Annotated in this window: 6 protein-coding genes and 4 pseudogenes; 5 read left to right on the top strand and 5 right to left on the bottom strand. The window is 56.8% G+C overall.

The features are described from left to right. The first annotated feature begins 14 nt into the window (after positions 1 to 14). Positions 15 to 1514, top strand: a complete 1500-nt coding sequence (istA, locus tag AC4ANK_RS05915) for an IS21-like element ISPsy20 family transposase (RefSeq protein WP_460383418.1) — start codon at positions 15 to 17, stop codon at positions 1512 to 1514. Continuing rightward, positions 1507 to 2306 (top strand): annotated as a pseudogene (istB, locus tag AC4ANK_RS05910) (IS21-like element ISPsy20 family helper ATPase IstB). The gene istA and the pseudogene istB overlap by 8 nt, the downstream one beginning before the upstream one ends. Before the next feature lie 145 nt (positions 2307 to 2451). Here istB and AC4ANK_RS05905 read toward each other — a convergent pair. Beyond that, on the bottom strand, positions 2452 to 2631 hold the full coding sequence (locus AC4ANK_RS05905) for a hypothetical protein (RefSeq protein ID WP_122267614.1): 180 nt from the start codon (positions 2629 to 2631) through the stop codon (positions 2452 to 2454). Continuing rightward, positions 2621 to 3475, bottom strand: a pseudogene (locus AC4ANK_RS05900) (type I restriction endonuclease subunit R, EcoR124 family); the annotation flags it as partial. The pseudogene AC4ANK_RS05900 and the gene AC4ANK_RS05905, both read right to left, overlap by 11 nt. Before the next feature lie 45 nt (positions 3476 to 3520). Here AC4ANK_RS05900 and AC4ANK_RS05895 point away from each other — a divergent pair. Then, a complete protein-coding gene (locus tag AC4ANK_RS05895) occupies positions 3521 to 4501 on the top strand; it encodes an IS5 family transposase (RefSeq protein WP_044424202.1) in 981 nt (326 codons plus the stop codon). A 124-nt stretch (positions 4502 to 4625) separates the two neighbouring features. Here AC4ANK_RS05895 and AC4ANK_RS05890 read toward each other — a convergent pair. Together AC4ANK_RS05890 and AC4ANK_RS05885 are read right to left on the bottom strand one after the other, a co-directional pair. After that, positions 4626 to 6830, bottom strand: a pseudogene (locus AC4ANK_RS05890) (type I restriction endonuclease subunit R); the annotation flags it as partial. Between the two features lie 74 nt (positions 6831 to 6904). Then, positions 6905 to 7096, bottom strand: coding sequence for a hypothetical protein (locus tag AC4ANK_RS05885; RefSeq protein ID WP_031597161.1), 192 nt, complete (start codon positions 7094 to 7096; stop codon positions 6905 to 6907). A gap of 1898 nt (positions 7097 to 8994) precedes the next feature. Between AC4ANK_RS05885 and AC4ANK_RS05880 the strand changes: the two are divergent. Continuing rightward, positions 8995 to 11973 (top strand): annotated as a pseudogene (locus AC4ANK_RS05880) (sensor domain-containing protein); the annotation flags it as partial. A gap of 138 nt (positions 11974 to 12111) precedes the next feature. Next, positions 12112 to 12279 carry a hypothetical protein gene (locus AC4ANK_RS05875; protein WP_002555228.1) on the top strand — a complete coding sequence of 56 codons (168 nt, stop codon included), beginning with the start codon at positions 12112 to 12114 and terminating at the stop codon, positions 12277 to 12279. 313 nt (positions 12280 to 12592) lie between these two features. Here the strand turns inward: AC4ANK_RS05875 and AC4ANK_RS05870 are convergent, their stop codons facing one another. After that, positions 12593 to 15331 carry a HopW family type III effector protein gene (locus tag AC4ANK_RS05870; RefSeq protein WP_002555229.1) on the bottom strand — a complete coding sequence of 913 codons (2739 nt, stop codon included), beginning with the start codon at positions 15329 to 15331 and terminating at the stop codon, positions 12593 to 12595. Between the last annotated feature and the right edge of the window lie 186 nt (positions 15332 to 15517).

The following is a 15517-nucleotide window of genomic DNA, read 5'->3' as shown; positions in this document are numbered from 1 at the left end:
ACAGGGTGATCAGCATGGAAATGTTGGGAAAAATCCGGCGGATGTACTTCCGCGACAAGCTCTCGCTGCATCAGATAGCCAAGCGTACCGGGCTGTCGAGAAACACCATCCGAAAATGGGTCAGAGCGCCCGAAGCCAATCAACCAGCGTACCAACGGTGCGCATCCTTCAATAAGCTCAACCCTTTTCACGAGACCTTAGAGCAGGCGCTCAAGGCTGATTCGTTCCGGCCAAAACACAACCGTAGGAGCGCCAAGGCACTTTTTGAGCAGATCAAGGCCGAGGGTTATGACGGCGGTTACAGCCAGCTCACGGCGTTTGTCCGCTCTTGGCGGTGCGAGCAAGGCAAGTTTGTACGCGCTTTTGTACCGCTGACTTTTGCCCTCGGTGAGGCCTTTCAGTTTGACTGGAGCGAAGAAGGCCTGCTGATCGGTGGCCTGTTTCGACGTATCCAGGTCTCCCATATGAAGCTGTGCGCAAGTCGCGCGTTCTGGTTGGTTGCGTACCCCAGTCAAGGCCACGAGATGCTGTTTGATGCCCATACACGTTCGTTTGGAGCGTTGGGTGGCGTGCCACGTCGCGGCATCTACGACAACATGAAAACGGCTGTCGACAAGGTTAACAAAGGCAAAGGCCGCACGGTCAATGCCCGGTTTTCCGTGATGTGCGCGCACTATCTGTTCGATCCGGACTTCTGCAACGTGGCCTCTGGCTGGGAGAAAGGCATCGTCGAAAAGAACGTGCAAGACAGCCGGAGGCGAATCTGGCTCGATGCTCAAAATTGCATGTTCCATACCTTCGAGGAGCTGAACGTCTGGCTCGGCCAACGCTGTCGTACGCTCTGGGCTGAACTTGTACATCCGCAGTACAACGGTTTGACGGTGGCAGAAGTCCTGGAGCTGGAGCAGGCTGAAATGATGCCGATGCCGACGGCCTTTGATGGCTACGTGGAACGCACCGTCCGTGTCTCTAGCACCTGCCTGATCAGCGTGGCGCGCAATCGTTATTCGGTGCCTTGCGAGCGTGTGGGTCAATGGGTCAGCAGCCGTTTGTACCCTTCGCGAATCGTGGTCATTGCCGACGAAACGGTGATCGCCAGTCACGAGCGCCTCTTTGATCGAGATCAGATCGGTTTTGACTGGCAGCACTACATCCCACTCATCGAACGCAAGCCTGGTGCACTGCGCAATGGCGCTCCATTTGCTGATCTGCCAAAACCGTTACAGCTTCTTAAACGCGGACTGAGGCGTCACACCAACGGTGATCGAATCATGATGCAGGCACTGGCTGCTGTGCCCATCGCCGGTCTCGAACCAGTGCTGGTGGCGGTGGAGCTGGTACTTGAATCGGGAAGTCTGAGCGCCGATCACATCCTCAATGTCGTTGCCCGCCTGACCTCCACCGCACCACCTCCCTGTGTAGAAACCAGCCTGCAACTCAAAGTGGCGCCGGTTGCCAATACAGCACGCTACGACCGGCTCCGTACGACCGATGAGGAGAATCGCAATGCGTGACCTAATGACTGAACTCAAAGAACTGCGCCTGCACGGCATGGCCAGTGCTTGGGAAGAACTGGTCTCTCAAGGAACAGCGTCGACGGCTTCATCGAAATGGCTGCTGGAACATCTGCTTCAGCAGGAACATGCGGATCGCGCGGTGCGCTCGGTGAATCATCAGATGAACATGGCAAAACTCCCCATGCACCGTGACTTAGCTGGCTTTGACTTCAGCGCTTCCAGCGCTGATGCCCGGCTGGTCAGCGATCTATCCAGCTTGGCGTTCACTGAAACCGCGCAGAATGTCGTGTTCATCGGCGGCCCTGGCACCGGGAAAACACACCTGGCCAGTGCCTTGGCTGTATCCGGAATCACGGCCTACAACAAACGCGTGCGCTTCTTTTCCACGGTGGATCTGGTGAATCTGCTGGAGCGTGAGAAGTACGATGGCAAGGCAGGGCGAATCGCCCAGGCACTGCTGCGCACAGACCTGGTGATACTGGATGAACTCGGATATTTGCCCTTCAGCCAAAGCGGTGGCGCCCTGTTATTTCACCTGCTGTCCAAACTGTACGAACACACCAGCGTGGTCATCACCACCAACCTGAGCTTCTCGGAATGGTCGAGTGTGTTTGGCGACGCCAAGATGACCACCGCGTTGCTGGATCGGCTGACACACCACTGCCACATCGTCGAAACGGGCAACGAGTCCTACCGCCTACAACACAGCACATTGGCTGCCCAGACATCAAAACACGCGAACGAAAGCGAAAGGACGGAAATGATATCGAGGACGATGAGCCATTTTGATCCGCACCATAAATGCCCTGCTGCATGCGGTGGGGCTTGATGCGTCTTCAATCGGAACACTGCTGCTAAGCTTATCCACAATTGCTGGGGCAAAAATCAGCAATCCGTCCTGGGTCAATTTTCAATCGGCAGGGTGGGTCAGTTTTCAATCAGCGCCAACATGTTCACCTTTGACATTCTTTTTAGTGGAGCGCGCGGCCAATTTTCTAAGCGGCTCAACCTTCCAGTCTCCCGCGTCTAGAAATTCAGAAAACCGGAGCCGCGGCACCAGAGTCGGCTTTTCGTTGCTCTTTAAGCCCATTTCGGTCGTGTCCTTATTGCTCATATGCATTCAAACCCGAAATTTCCCGCCCTTGGGCGAGTTTTTGCAGCAGTGGCGTCAAGTCTTCCATCAACGCCAACTCTTTTTGCGTGCGCGCTTTCCAACCTAGGCCTAGAGGAACCATTAGCTCGCTCAGGGCATCGCCGTCAAAGATGCAGCGGCGCACCACGTCATTGACAAAAGTTTGCAGCACGTCGGAAGCCAGCCCATGCTTGGCGGCGATGTTGGCAAGTTCGCGAGTGTTCTTCTCGACCTTGAAGTGCTCGTAACCGGTCCGGATTTGTTTGTCTTCCAAAGCCTCACCCACGGGCAGGCCACGGATGTATTCGGCAATGTCCTCACGCTCATCGATGAACTTAGAGTCCGATTGGATGAGACCGATAAGCTGCTCTCGATTCATTGTGAGTTTGCCGGGCACTTGCTGCGTCATGCGGGCAATCAAGCTCATGATGTAGTCGTAGTCGATAACGGCGGACGCAAACAGCACAAACTCGAAATCGAGCTGCTGCACCTCTGGTGGGATCTGGTCGCCTGACTTGTCCTGCTGTTCCTTCAATCGTTTGGCAGTTTCCAGGTATACGCCTTTGAACCCCTGCATTTTGTCGGGCGGTAAGACCTGGGCGATCTCCTGTTTTTGCTCTTCGCTTAGGTCAGTGTACTGATCAAGCTGGGTCTTTAGGCGCTGCAATTCCTTAAAAAGGTTGACGAATTGGCTACGTGCAGCATCGCCTTTGAGGTTGACCACTTCCTCCGGTGCGTGGGATAGGCCCTGCGATTGCATGAAGTCGGCCAGCTTTTGGTTGGCGTCTTGTAAGCTTTCGATGACCTTAGGGAATCTCCGAACAAGTCCCGGTTATGCGAAAATCGCCTGACCACCTGATCCGAGCCTCCCATGAGCCAGATGAGCTTTTCCGATTTCGAATATGCCAGCAAGCGCAAGCAGACACGCCGCGAACGCTTCCTCGCCGAGATGGATCAGGTCGTCCCCTGGACAGGTCTGCTGGGCCTGATCGAACCGTTCTACCCCAAGGCCGGCGGTGGCAGAAAACCTTATCCGCTGGAAACCATGCTGCGCATTCACCTGCTGCAGAACTGGTTCTCCCTGAGTGATCCGGCCATGGAAGAAGCGCTCTACGAAATCACCCCCATGCGCCAGTTTGCACGCCTGACGTTGAGTGCGCCGATACCGGAAGACACCACGATCATGAACTTCCGGCACCTGCTGGAGAAACATCAACTGGCTCCTGCAATCCTCGCGGTCATCAACGGTTATTTGCAGGAAAAAGGCCTGTCGCTGCGCCAGGGCACCATCGTCGATGCCACCATTATTCATGCCCCAAGCTCGACCAAGAACAAAGACGGCGAGCGTGATCCCGAGATGCATCAGACAAAGAAGGGTAACCAGTATTTCTTCGGTATGAAGGCCCACATCGGCGCTGACGTTGAGTCTGGACTGGTTCATCACGTCCATGGCACTGCGGCCAATGTGGCCGATGTCACTCAAGTCGCCGAACTGCTCCACGGGGAAGAAAACGCGGTCTATGCGGACGCTGGCTACACCGGTGTCGAGAAGCGTGAAGAGCACGAAAATCGTAACGTGATCTGGCAAATCGCGGCGCGGCGCAGCACGTATTCCAAGCTGAACAAACGCAGCCTGTTGTACAAAGCCAAGCGCAAGATCGAGTACTGCAAAGCGCAGACACGCGCCAAGGTCGAGCATCCGTTTCGGGTCATCAAGCGCCAGTTTGGTTACGTGAAAGTACGCTTTCGTGGGCTGATGAAAAACACGGCCCAACTGACCACGCTGTTCGCCCTGTCGAACCTGTGGATGGCTCGAAAGCGACTAATGGGTTTGGGTGAGTTGCGCGCTTAACACGGAAAACCGAGCGAAAAACGCGCTCGACTCACACTGCATCAGACCGTTTTCAGAAAAATAGCGCTATGTGCCTGGCAAATTACGGCTTGCCACCGCTGCGCGGCAAGTTGATCGGAGCATCCTTAGGCGCCGGATCTACCAGCCAAATCTCGCGCGGGTTGTCGATCTTCTCACCTGAGAACATCGCGATGGCTTGGTTCACCGGATCTTGCTGCTGGCGGAAGTCGAGGATGTTGCCGTAGGGCTTGCTGTCATTTAATACGCGATTAGTGCGTGAGAAGGCTTGGATCAGTCCGTGGTACTTGAGGTTCTTGTCCACATACAAGCTGTTCAGGTATTTGGAGTCAAACCCGGTGAGCAGCATATCCACAACAAGAGTGATATCGATCTTCTGGTTGTGGGGAAGATCGGCGTTAGTGTATTGCTGATCTTTGATACGCTTTTGCACATCCTGATAATACAGGTCGAACTCACCGATGCGGTGGTTAGTGCCGAAGAGCATGTTGTAGTCATCAATGATAACCTTGAGCGCCGCCTTTTTACCTTCCGGGTCTTGCTGGTTGTCGACTTTTTCCTGCGCCAAATCTTCCTGCAGTTGCTTGACGTCGGCGGCATTTTTCTGGCTTGGGCTGTCGCCGTCCTTGGACAACGCTTGCGCTGGCGGCGAGAATACGCAGGCGATGTTCAGTGGCACGAAGGAATCGTCCTCTTCCTGTTTCTGGGCTTGGAGGGTCTTGAATGCTTCGAAGTATTCGATGGCGTCGTTGATGTTGGCCGTGGCTAATAGAGCGTTGAACTTGCGCCCATTTGTGGCCGCGTCGTGCTTGGCAAGGATGGTTTCAATGACTTTTGACTTGGGTAGACCTTCGCCCGGCTTGGGCGGGTTCTTGCCCTCAGGCTTGAAATAATCAATGTGAAACTTGAGGACGTTCCGGTCGTCGATGGCGTGGGTGATGGTGTACTGATGCAGGCAGCGCTCGAACAGGTCGTCTGTTGTACGAAGGCTGGCCTGTTGACCCTCGATTTGCTGGTAGCTGGCGTTCTTATCAAAGATGGGCGTTCCCGTGAAGCCAAATAGTTGGGCCTTAGGGAAGAATTCCTTGATCGACTTGTGGTTCTCGCCAAACTGTGAGCGGTGGCATTCGTCGAAGATGAACGCTACACGTTGTTCGCGTAGCGGTTCTAAGCGCTGCTTGTAAGTCTCTTTTCCCTGTTTTTCTTTTTGCCTATTGCGCTTGCTATTTTCATCCAGAGCGAGCCCCAGCTTCTGAATGGTGGTGACTATCACCTTATCGGCGTAATCGTCAGATATTAGGCGACGCACCAACGATTCAGTGTTGGTGTTCTCTTCGACGCAGCCTTCCTGGAAACGGTTGAACTCCTCGCGAGTTTGACGATCTAGGTCTTTGCGATCTACCACGAAAACGCATTTGTCGATGTCCGGGTTGTCCTTCAATAGAGTGGCTGCTTTGAACGAGGTAAGCGTCTTACCACTCCCGGTGGTGTGCCAGATGTAGCCATTGCCGCAGTTCTGGTTAATGCAGTCCACAATAGCCTTGACGGCGTAAATTTGGTAAGGCCGCATCATCAACAGCTTCTGCTCACTGGCCACCAACACCATGTAACGGCTGACCATTTGGCCCAAGATACACTTGGCCAAGAACTTCTCAGCAAAGTGGTCCAGTTGCGTGATTTTTTTGTTGTTATCGCTGGCGAACTGGTAAACGGGCAAGAAGCGCTCGTCAGCGTTGAAGCTGAAGTGACGCGCATTGTTGTTGGCGAAGTACCAGGTGTCAGTGCGATTGCTGACAATGAACAGCTGAATGAAGCACAGCAGCGTCTTACCATAGCCGTTGCCAAGGTCGCTCTTGTAACTTACGATCTGCTGCATAGCCCGCCGCGGGCTAACGGCTAAGGTTTTCAGCTCGATTTGCACCACGGGCACACCGTTGATAAGCAGGATCACGTCATAACGATGATGGCTGTTATCGGTGTTCATCCGCAACTGGTTGACTACCTCGAAGTCGTTCTTACACCAATCGCGAATGTTGACGAGGGTGTAGTTTAGCGGCGTGCCATCGTCGCGTTCGAAGCTGTTGATGTTTCGCAGCGTCTGGGCGGCGCCGTAGACGTCGGGCGTGATGACGCTGTCGAGCAGGCGCTGAAACTCGCTGTCGGTCAAATGCACCCGGTTGAGTGTTTCGAACTTTTCTCGGAAGTTTTTTTCAAGCGCAGAGCGGTCACGTATGTCGGGACGTAGTGTGTACTTGAGATCGGCCAGCTTGACGATTAAATCCTGCTCGATCTGGTTCTCAGTGGCGCTCATGCATTATTCCTATCATCAATGTCATGGGGTCTTGCATTTTTGATAGGGCTGTTACTTCGGTAGCAACTGCCATCTCAATCGACTTCCTTGCGTCTATCATCCACGGGGCGCTCTAGCCTTACCTCATGTTCCTTCGCGTAATCCAATACAAGAATTTCGATCATGGAAGCAACCGAGCGTCTCTCACGCTCAGCAGCCATTCGTAGCAGTTGCTTGATCTCGGCAGAGGTTCGTATAGAAAGTGTTTCGTCTTTCAGGCGTGACATGGTGGCGCCCCTGAGAATGATGTAACGCAAATGTACTGCGTTTTACAGTGCCTGACTAGTGATAACCTGCGCCTCCGAGGTTCAGGAGACCGAATTCGTTTCTCGACACCGGGAGGTGTTGCCACGTATTGGATGCGGATATCACGTCGTTTTTTGATGAGATCGACCATGAATGGATGCTTATGTTTCTGTGACACCGAATTGCAGATCGGCGCCTGCTTGGACTTATCTGCAAATGGCTTCAGGCGGGAATAATGGAGGAAGGCCGTAGGGTGGCTGCGGCCATGAGTCTAACCTAGACGTCCGTCATCACTTCACCTGCACCGCTAGAATTTTCTCTATAGCGTCGCGGGCTTGTGGATGCCCTGAGAAGTAATGAGCCTCTTCTATAAGAAGAATTTTATTTGCTGCTTCATCACAGGACATCTGCGGGCGGTACCTGGCAAGAAGTGATCAAAGGAAGACTTCGAAAAAGTTAAGTTTTGATGCCTAAATTTGACCCAAAATCAGCAAAAGCTAACGAAAAGCTCTGCCCTGACACAGGATTGAGAGGAAAAACATACTGTATAGGCTGGAAACCCAGTAACCATGAGGGCTCAACTGCAAATCGCAAAACATGACTAAAAACTAATAAGGTAGATAGCTCTATTGAGCCATGAAATGAAAACCTAGCGTCTGTGATGAGGACCGATTTAGAACGCGAGCTTAAAGCTCCGGCCGGAAAAAAGCTTTTATTTGTCCGCAAGACTTGCCGCGAGACCGTTCCGAGCCTTGAATGAACCCAGGCAGAAACAGATCGGGGCCGTGCTGACACATATAAAGCCTGGTCGATATTGCAAAAAGTGGAGTCACTCATGCAGGAGTCGGTGGATACCACGCGTTGCGCAAAGCTACCCGAATGCAGCGTGCAGGGCAAACGATCCGGCCCAATGGGGCTGGCACTCTGCCACAAGTAAAGGCATGCTAGCCGCCCTCTTTGGGCGGCCCGCTCATTTTACATAAAGCATCGCTGCTTCAGTCCAGCAGTCAGGAACAACGATTTGCCCACTTCAACGCCTCTGCCGTCATCCAGTGTCGCTACAGACAGTGCGACCAGGCCTTTGCGCGGCTCAGTGAAAGGTATATTGGCCGCGCTGGTGTTGGTGGTGCTTGCACTGCTGTTCTGGCAATTGATCGAGCAGTTTCATCAGACTCAGGAACGCCAGCGTCAGCGCAGCCTGGAGTACAGCATCCAGCTTTCCGACCGGATGAGTCTGAACATGGCACTCAAGGCGCAAATCGCCATGAACCTGCTGGACGAGGCGCAATCCTCCGGAGACCGGCTGGAGCAGCCGACGGCACTGGCAAGCCTCCGTACTGCCCTGCCCGCGCTGCGCAGCGCCGCGCGGCTGAACCCGACGGGTGACATTGTCGGTGACAGCGCCGAGGCATCCCGCGACGGAGAGTTTCTCCGACAGGCCATGAAAAAGGCCCAAGGCCACCCCTATTTCTACACCGTCACCGAAGACGTCAAACAGATTTATATACTGATTCGCCAAGGCGGTGGCGTTAGCGGCGATTACTGGGCGCTACGCATGGCACCCGACGCCTTGAAGGACCTGGCAAGCCAGCCAACTCAGGACTTTCAACATATCTGGCGCCTGGAGCAACGCAAGACCCAGCGGGTTCTCCTCCGTGAACCGGCGCCCTCCAACGAGGCGGACAGCGGTCTTTCCGATACCGTTCTGCTTCAGCCACTGAGTAACAGCGACTGGCAACTGCGTGGCCTGTTCGATACCTACAAGGCCCGCAGCGAGCTGCTTGCGCCTCTGATCGGCAAGTGTCTGATCGGCCTGCTGCTGTCGATCCTGCCATTGATCGCGCTGATGAGCCTGCGCAAACGCCAGCGCCAGATGCTGCAAAGCCGCCGCCGCTATCGCGATATCTTCGAGGGTGCGGGCGTTGCGATCTGCGTCATGGACATGTCGGGTCTGCAAGAGCAACTGGAAGCACTCGAAGTCAGAACGGACGAAGACTTCGAACTTCTGCTCAAAAGCCAGCCAGCCTCGCTGAAAAGACTGTTGCAGCAGTTGCGAATCAACGAACTCAACGAAGTTGCTCTGGGCCTGCTGGAAATCGAACACAGTGAACAGGCGTGGCAGCCGTTGATCGAGGGCGAATCGCGCTCGCGCCCCGGCATCGGCGTTCAGGTTATTCAGGCTGTTCTCGCCGGGCTGCCCAGGCTGGAACTGGAAATATGCCTGACACGCGCGAGCGGCCAGGACCAGCATCTATGGCTGGTCATGCGCCTGCCCGAGTCACGTAGCGACTTCGATGCCGTTATTCTCAGCATCGGCGATATCACCAGCCGCAAACAGATCGAGCTGTCCTTGCTGGACCGCGAGAGCTTTTGGTCCGACGTGGTGCGAACCGTGCCGGACCACCTGTACGTTCAGGACGTACTCAGCCAGCGAGTGATCTACAGCAACCACCATTTCGGCTACACGCTGGGCTACAGCAAATCCGAGCTGCGCGCCATGGGCGAGTTCTTCTGGGAAATCCTGCTGCACCCTGACGACGCCAGAAGCTATCAGGACATGCGCCTGCGCCAGCGCCATCACGGCCATAACGAGTTACTGCAATGCGTGCTGCGCTTTCGGGATCGCGAGAACAACTGGCGCTGCTTCGATGTGCGCGAACAGGCGCTGGCCTGGGACGCAGAAAACCTGGTCACCCGCATCATCGGCATCGCCAAGGACATTACCGAGCAGGTCGCGTCCAGCCAGTCGCTGCGTGACAGCGAACAGCGTTACCGGATGCTCGCTGAAAGCATCAGCGATGTGATCTTTTCCACGGATGGCCAGTTGGCAGTCAATTACGTCAGCCCCTCGGTGGAACGCGCACTGGGATACAGCGCCGAGTGGATTCTCCAGAACGGCTGGTCCGCCGTCATTGCCAACCCTCAACAAGTGATCGGTTTCGATGCGCTCATCAGCCGCATCGGCAAGGTGCTGCACAAACCTCAGGAACTCGCCAGATTGCGCGAAGAAGTGACGACCAGAATGTTTCTGTTCGACTGCCTGCGTGCAGACGGTCGCAAGATCCCGGTGGAATTGCGGGTGGTTCTGGTGTGGGACGAAAACGGCAATTTCGAGGGCATCTTCGGGGTCGGCCGGGACATCAGCCAGCAGCGTCGGGCAGAAAAAGACCTGCGCATGGCCGCCACCGTATTTGAACACTCGACATCGGCGATCCTCATTACCGACCCTGCCGGCTACATCGTTCAGGCCAACGAGGCGTTCACCCGCGTCAGCGGCTATGAAGTTGCCCAGGTGCTCGACCAGCTACCGGGCATGCTCACGGTGGAATCGGAACAGGAAAACCACCTGCGCTACATCCTCAAACAATTGAACGGCCAAGGCACCTGGGAAGGTGAAATCAGGCTCAAGCGCCGTAACGGCGAACACTACCCGGCCTGGGTCGGCATTACCGCAGTGCTCGACGATGAAGGCGATCTGGCGAGTTATGTGTGCTTTTTCAGCGATATCAGCGAGCGCAAGGCCAGTGAAGACCGTATCCACCGTCTGGCCTACTACGACGCCCTGACTCACCTGCCCAATCGCACCCTGTTTCAGGACCGCCTGCATTCGGCGCTGCAACACGCCGAGCGCCAACAGGCCTGGGTGGTGCTGATGTTTCTCGACCTGGACCGCTTCAAACCGATCAATGACTCTCTGGGCCATGCCGCTGGCGACCGGATGCTTCAGGAAATGGCCACGCGGCTACTCGCCTGCGTGTCTTCCGATGACACCGTGGCGCGTATGGGCGGGGATGAGTTCACCCTGTTGCTGCAGCCGGACACCTCGCGCGAAGCCGCACTGACTCGCGCCATTCACGTGGCCGAGCGGATTCTGACCAGTCTGGTTACGCCGTTTGTGCTTGAAGGCCGCGAGTTCTTTGTCACTGCCAGCATCGGCATCGCACTCAGTCCGCAGGACGGCAAGGAACTGAGCCAGTTGATGAAGAACGCCGACACGGCGATGTACCACGCCAAAGAACGTGGCAAGAACAACTTCCAGTTCTATCAGGCGGACATGAACGCGACCGCTCTGGAGCGTCTGGAGCTGGAAAGCGACTTGCGGCACGCCCTGGAACAGCAGGAGTTCACCCTCTATTACCAGCCGCAGTTCAGTGGTGACGGCAAACGCCTGACGGGCGCGGAGGCCCTGCTGCGCTGGCGCCATCCACGTCGAGGGCTGGTGCCGCCGAACGACTTCATCCCGGTGCTCGAAGAGCTTGGGCTGGTGGTGGAAGTCGGCGACTGGGTGCTCACCGAAGCCTGTCGCCAGCTCAAGCACTGGCATCAGGCGAAAGTTCGCGTACCCAAAGTGTCGGTGAACATCTCGGCGCGGCAATTCTCGGACGGCCAGCTGGGTAAACGCATCGCCCACATACTGGAGCAGACCGGCCTGTCGCCTGCCTGTCTTGAGCTGGAACTGACCGAAAGCATCCTGATGCGCGAGGTCAACGAGGCCATGCAGATCCTCGACGGCCTGAAAAACCTTGGCTTGAGCATCGCCGTCGATGACTTCGGCACCGGTTACTCGTCGCTGAACTACCTCAAACAGTTCCCGATTGACGTGCTGAAGATCGACCGCACCTTCGTTGATGGCCTGCCCTCAGGCGAACAGGACGCCCAGATCGCCCGCGCCATCATCGCCATGGCCCACAGCCTGAACCTCTCGGTCATCGCCGAAGGCGTAGAAACCCACGAGCAACTGGAGTTTCTTCGCGAACACGACTGCGACGAAGTCCAGGGCTACCTGTTCGGCCGCCCGATGCCAGCAAGCCAGTTCGAAGCGCAATTCAGCAATGATGCGCTGTTCATGCTGGATTGAGGGCCAGCCTTGCGACCCGGCCATCGTCCATTTGAACGATAGCCGAACCCTTGAACATGAGTAGACTTGAGCCACTGCCTCGCACAGCTTCAATGACAGCGAGCGCTCTACCCATAACAAAGAACACAAGGGGGTAGCATGATCAGCGATACAACGTCCCTGGACAGTGTTTCCTGTCAGGTCGTCGAAGTCTTGAACAAGGTGATTCTCGAGCTTCAGACCGAGGTCAGCAGCGCGTCGATCTCTACATTCCATCAACAGGCGCTTGAGCGGGTGCGCGCACTGGTGCAGTTCGACAAGGCCTGATGGGGAATATCACCATGGCCGGCAGAACCAGAGGCCCTGGCTGCACTGCAACACACTGCGGCCTTGCTGGAGGCGCTCGGGCATATTGGACAGCCGATTCGCTGCCGCTGGGTTCTCACTTTGCCGCGCGGTTTGGCGACGAACTGACCTTGCTGAGCCTTGCCGGGCAACTGGAGCGCGCCCAGCCGTGGGCCGCACGCAGGCCGCAGTTAAACGCTTACGCGGTTGATGCGAAGGGATTATTGGCGGTGATGGTGGTAAGCCAGGCAAGACCACCGCCTGCGTTGCTGGCGGCGGTCTACCGGCTCCAGGCTTATGGCTCGCCAGCCGCTTGCGGTGCAGGCGCCGGGTGCGACCAGGTCAGGTACCGGAAGCGGTCGTAGAGACCCGCCACTACCTGCCCGCCTGCAATCCTGCCCGGAATTGCCGTTTGCAGGGTGCCGATCGCGCTCCCCAAACGCGAGGTGCTGACGTAATCTCCGGCCCAGGACGCTGCCGCCCTGCCAGCCTGATGCGCCGCCTTGCCTTTGTCAGTCAGGTAGCTCAACCCCTTGCCGGCTGCTGCGCCAGCCACTTCTCCAACCATACCGGGAAGTGTGAGGTTGGCTGCGGTCAGGACCGCAGCACCGGAGGCGTAGCCTTTGATCCCCTTGTCGAGAAAATTCCAGACTTTGTTGACGCCCAGAAACCCCGTCATCACCAGATTCAGACCGACGATTTCCTTGAAGACCTGAACCGCCTTTTGCATATCGACTTCAGGGTTCATGGCCAGTTTGAGCATCTCCGATACGCACCAGACGCCATCCGCCGCGTAATCGGCTTTGCCGACCATGCTTTTCATCAACATCACCAGCGCCGCACCGATACTCGCCGTCAAGGCCACCAGGCCCAGCTTGGTGTAGAAGTCAGGGTCCGCCTTGCGCTCCCCCTCGGCCAGTTGCAGCCCTGCGCGCAGGGCATCGGCGACTTCGAACCTGGCCTGGAACTCGCTGCTTTTGGTGCCCAGGTATGTCAGGCTCGAGTTCATGATGTCGGTGATGCTTTTGTCTTGCTTGTACAATTCGGTCGCCACTTTCATCTGCTGGGCAAAATGCTCGCTGACGTCGAAATGCTTGACCACGGCCAGATGGTCTTCCTCCGGGATGCGGGCGTTCCCGGTGTCTTGCCTGGCAAGCTTGCTCTTGGCGAGCTTGAAGGCAGCGACGATCGATTCACGGTTGAATACGCCCAGCGTGGCTGCGCCCGATGCCACGGCCGTTGCGATACCGAAGCCGACCTGCTCCAGCAGGTGTTCGTTCCTGGCAAAGGTGGGCTGCGCCACGATGGCGTTGGCCAGCACGGTGACGAAGTAGCGGTTCAGGCCATGATCGACATTGGTCCGCGCGTTGGTCAGCTCGTTCATCATCAGGCCAGCCATGAACACCGCGTTCTTGGTGAAGTGGGCAACCAGCGATGAGCTGTAGGAGTTGTCCTTGCTGACGAACGCCACGGCCAGTGGCAAGGGTGCCAGCGCGAGCAGCATCGCCGGGCTTGCAAGGACGCGACTCTTGAGCGAGGCGCCGTTTTTGAGCGTGCCCAGTTCGGCATTCATGCTTTTGTTGAGGCTGAGCAACTCGTCTTTCACATCAGAGGGCAGCCCCGAGCGGCTCAACACTGCTGGCAACTGTTCGTTGTGAGCGCGCCAGGCGTCGAGTTGCCCCTGAGCATTGGCCTGAACGATTGCGCCCAACATGTCACGCTCGGCTTCGCTCAGCGCAGACGATGGCTTTTCAAGCAGCGTCTGCACAACGTCGGACGTCGTGGTAGCGGCACTTGGCAAATCACCAAGACGGGCCAGTTGCTCCTCGCTCAACACCAGCGAACCGTTGGCCAGCGCCAACCGCAGTTTTTCATCGAAACCCATGCCGCACCTGGCCTCAATGTCTTCTTCAGGGGCGAAGGGCAGCGGGGTATTGCTGACGATATCGCGTTGTTCTTGCGTGAGATGCAGCACATGCTTGTTCAGGAAGGCATGCATCTGATCGGGCGACAGGTGTGGCGCCGGGGTGCGCATCAAAGCCAGCAACGCCTTGTCATCCATCGGCGCGAGCGCCCCGTAGGCATCAAACTTGCGCACCAGATTGCCGCCGGCCTTGAGCAAGGCCTGGCGTGTGGTCAGCCTGGGCTCGGCAGGCTCGTGGCCAGGTGCAGGTGCCTCGCCTGGCTCGATGGAGATTTCCTCCAGCCTCGGCAAAAGATCGTGTTCGCGCAATAGCTGCAGCAGCGCCCCCGCTACTTCCGCCAGCTCGCGCAATTCATTGCAGGCTGGCGCGTCCTGGCAATTTTCGGTCAATGCCTGCAATGCGCCCGGCAACATCTCCAGATCATTGAGCGTGTCGGCATGTGAGCGCAGCAGACTGACGACCGCGTCGGGTTGACGCTGGAGGCTGTCATTCAAATCCGCCGTACGCTGCTTGGCCGTGCGAACGAAATGACTGAAGAGCGTGTAAGACGAAACAACGGGGGGCTCTGCGCCCAGCGTCTCGGGATCCAGATGAGTCAACGTCAGCAGATCCGGAATCGCCCGGGCCAGGGCGGACGGTCGGGCAGCCAAATGAGCGACGGATTGGTGCAGCCGCGCCGTCCTGAGCCCTTCACAGGCCTGCGACAGCGAGTCGTGAGATGCGTGAGCAGCCGGCATATCGGCCAGCCGGTGAGTACAACGGTCAAGCAGTTCTCTCAGCGCCGACACCTGATCCTCGCTTGCCAGTTGATGCCAGCCCTGCTCGGTCGTGCCGACCTCGGCGACGCTCTGACAGAGTTGAGCAACGGTGTGCCAGGACGGATGCTGTTTATCCAGCTCACGCTGAAGAGCAGACAACAGACGCACAGAGTCCTGCTCTGGCGCAGCCGAGGTGCGACCAAATGCCACGGCCAGCTCGCCGGAGGCAAAAAACGCTACGGTACGAGCCTGCTGCGGAGTTTGCTCACTAACGCCGGTTGCATCGCCGGACGCAGGAGCAACCTCCGGCAATGAGGAATGAGAGGAGCGCGTGATCTGAGAGGGCATCATGGCGTTTTTACCTACTGTCGGTGGATATGGGCAACAGACCGACTGAGTGTCGTCCGGCCCGGAACGGTTCCGGCAGTTGAAGGGAAATAGATGCGTGATCGCTGAAAATTCGAGTGGATGTGCCCGGTTCACGCCGCCGATGACTAAATCGATCTCGACCCTCTCATGTGGGCGAGCACCCCACAG

It is taken from the genome of Pseudomonas sp. Pmew2 (assembly GCF_058129885.1).
The sequence above is the reverse complement of the archived record's forward strand: the minus strand, read 5'-3'. Positions and strand labels throughout refer to the sequence as shown.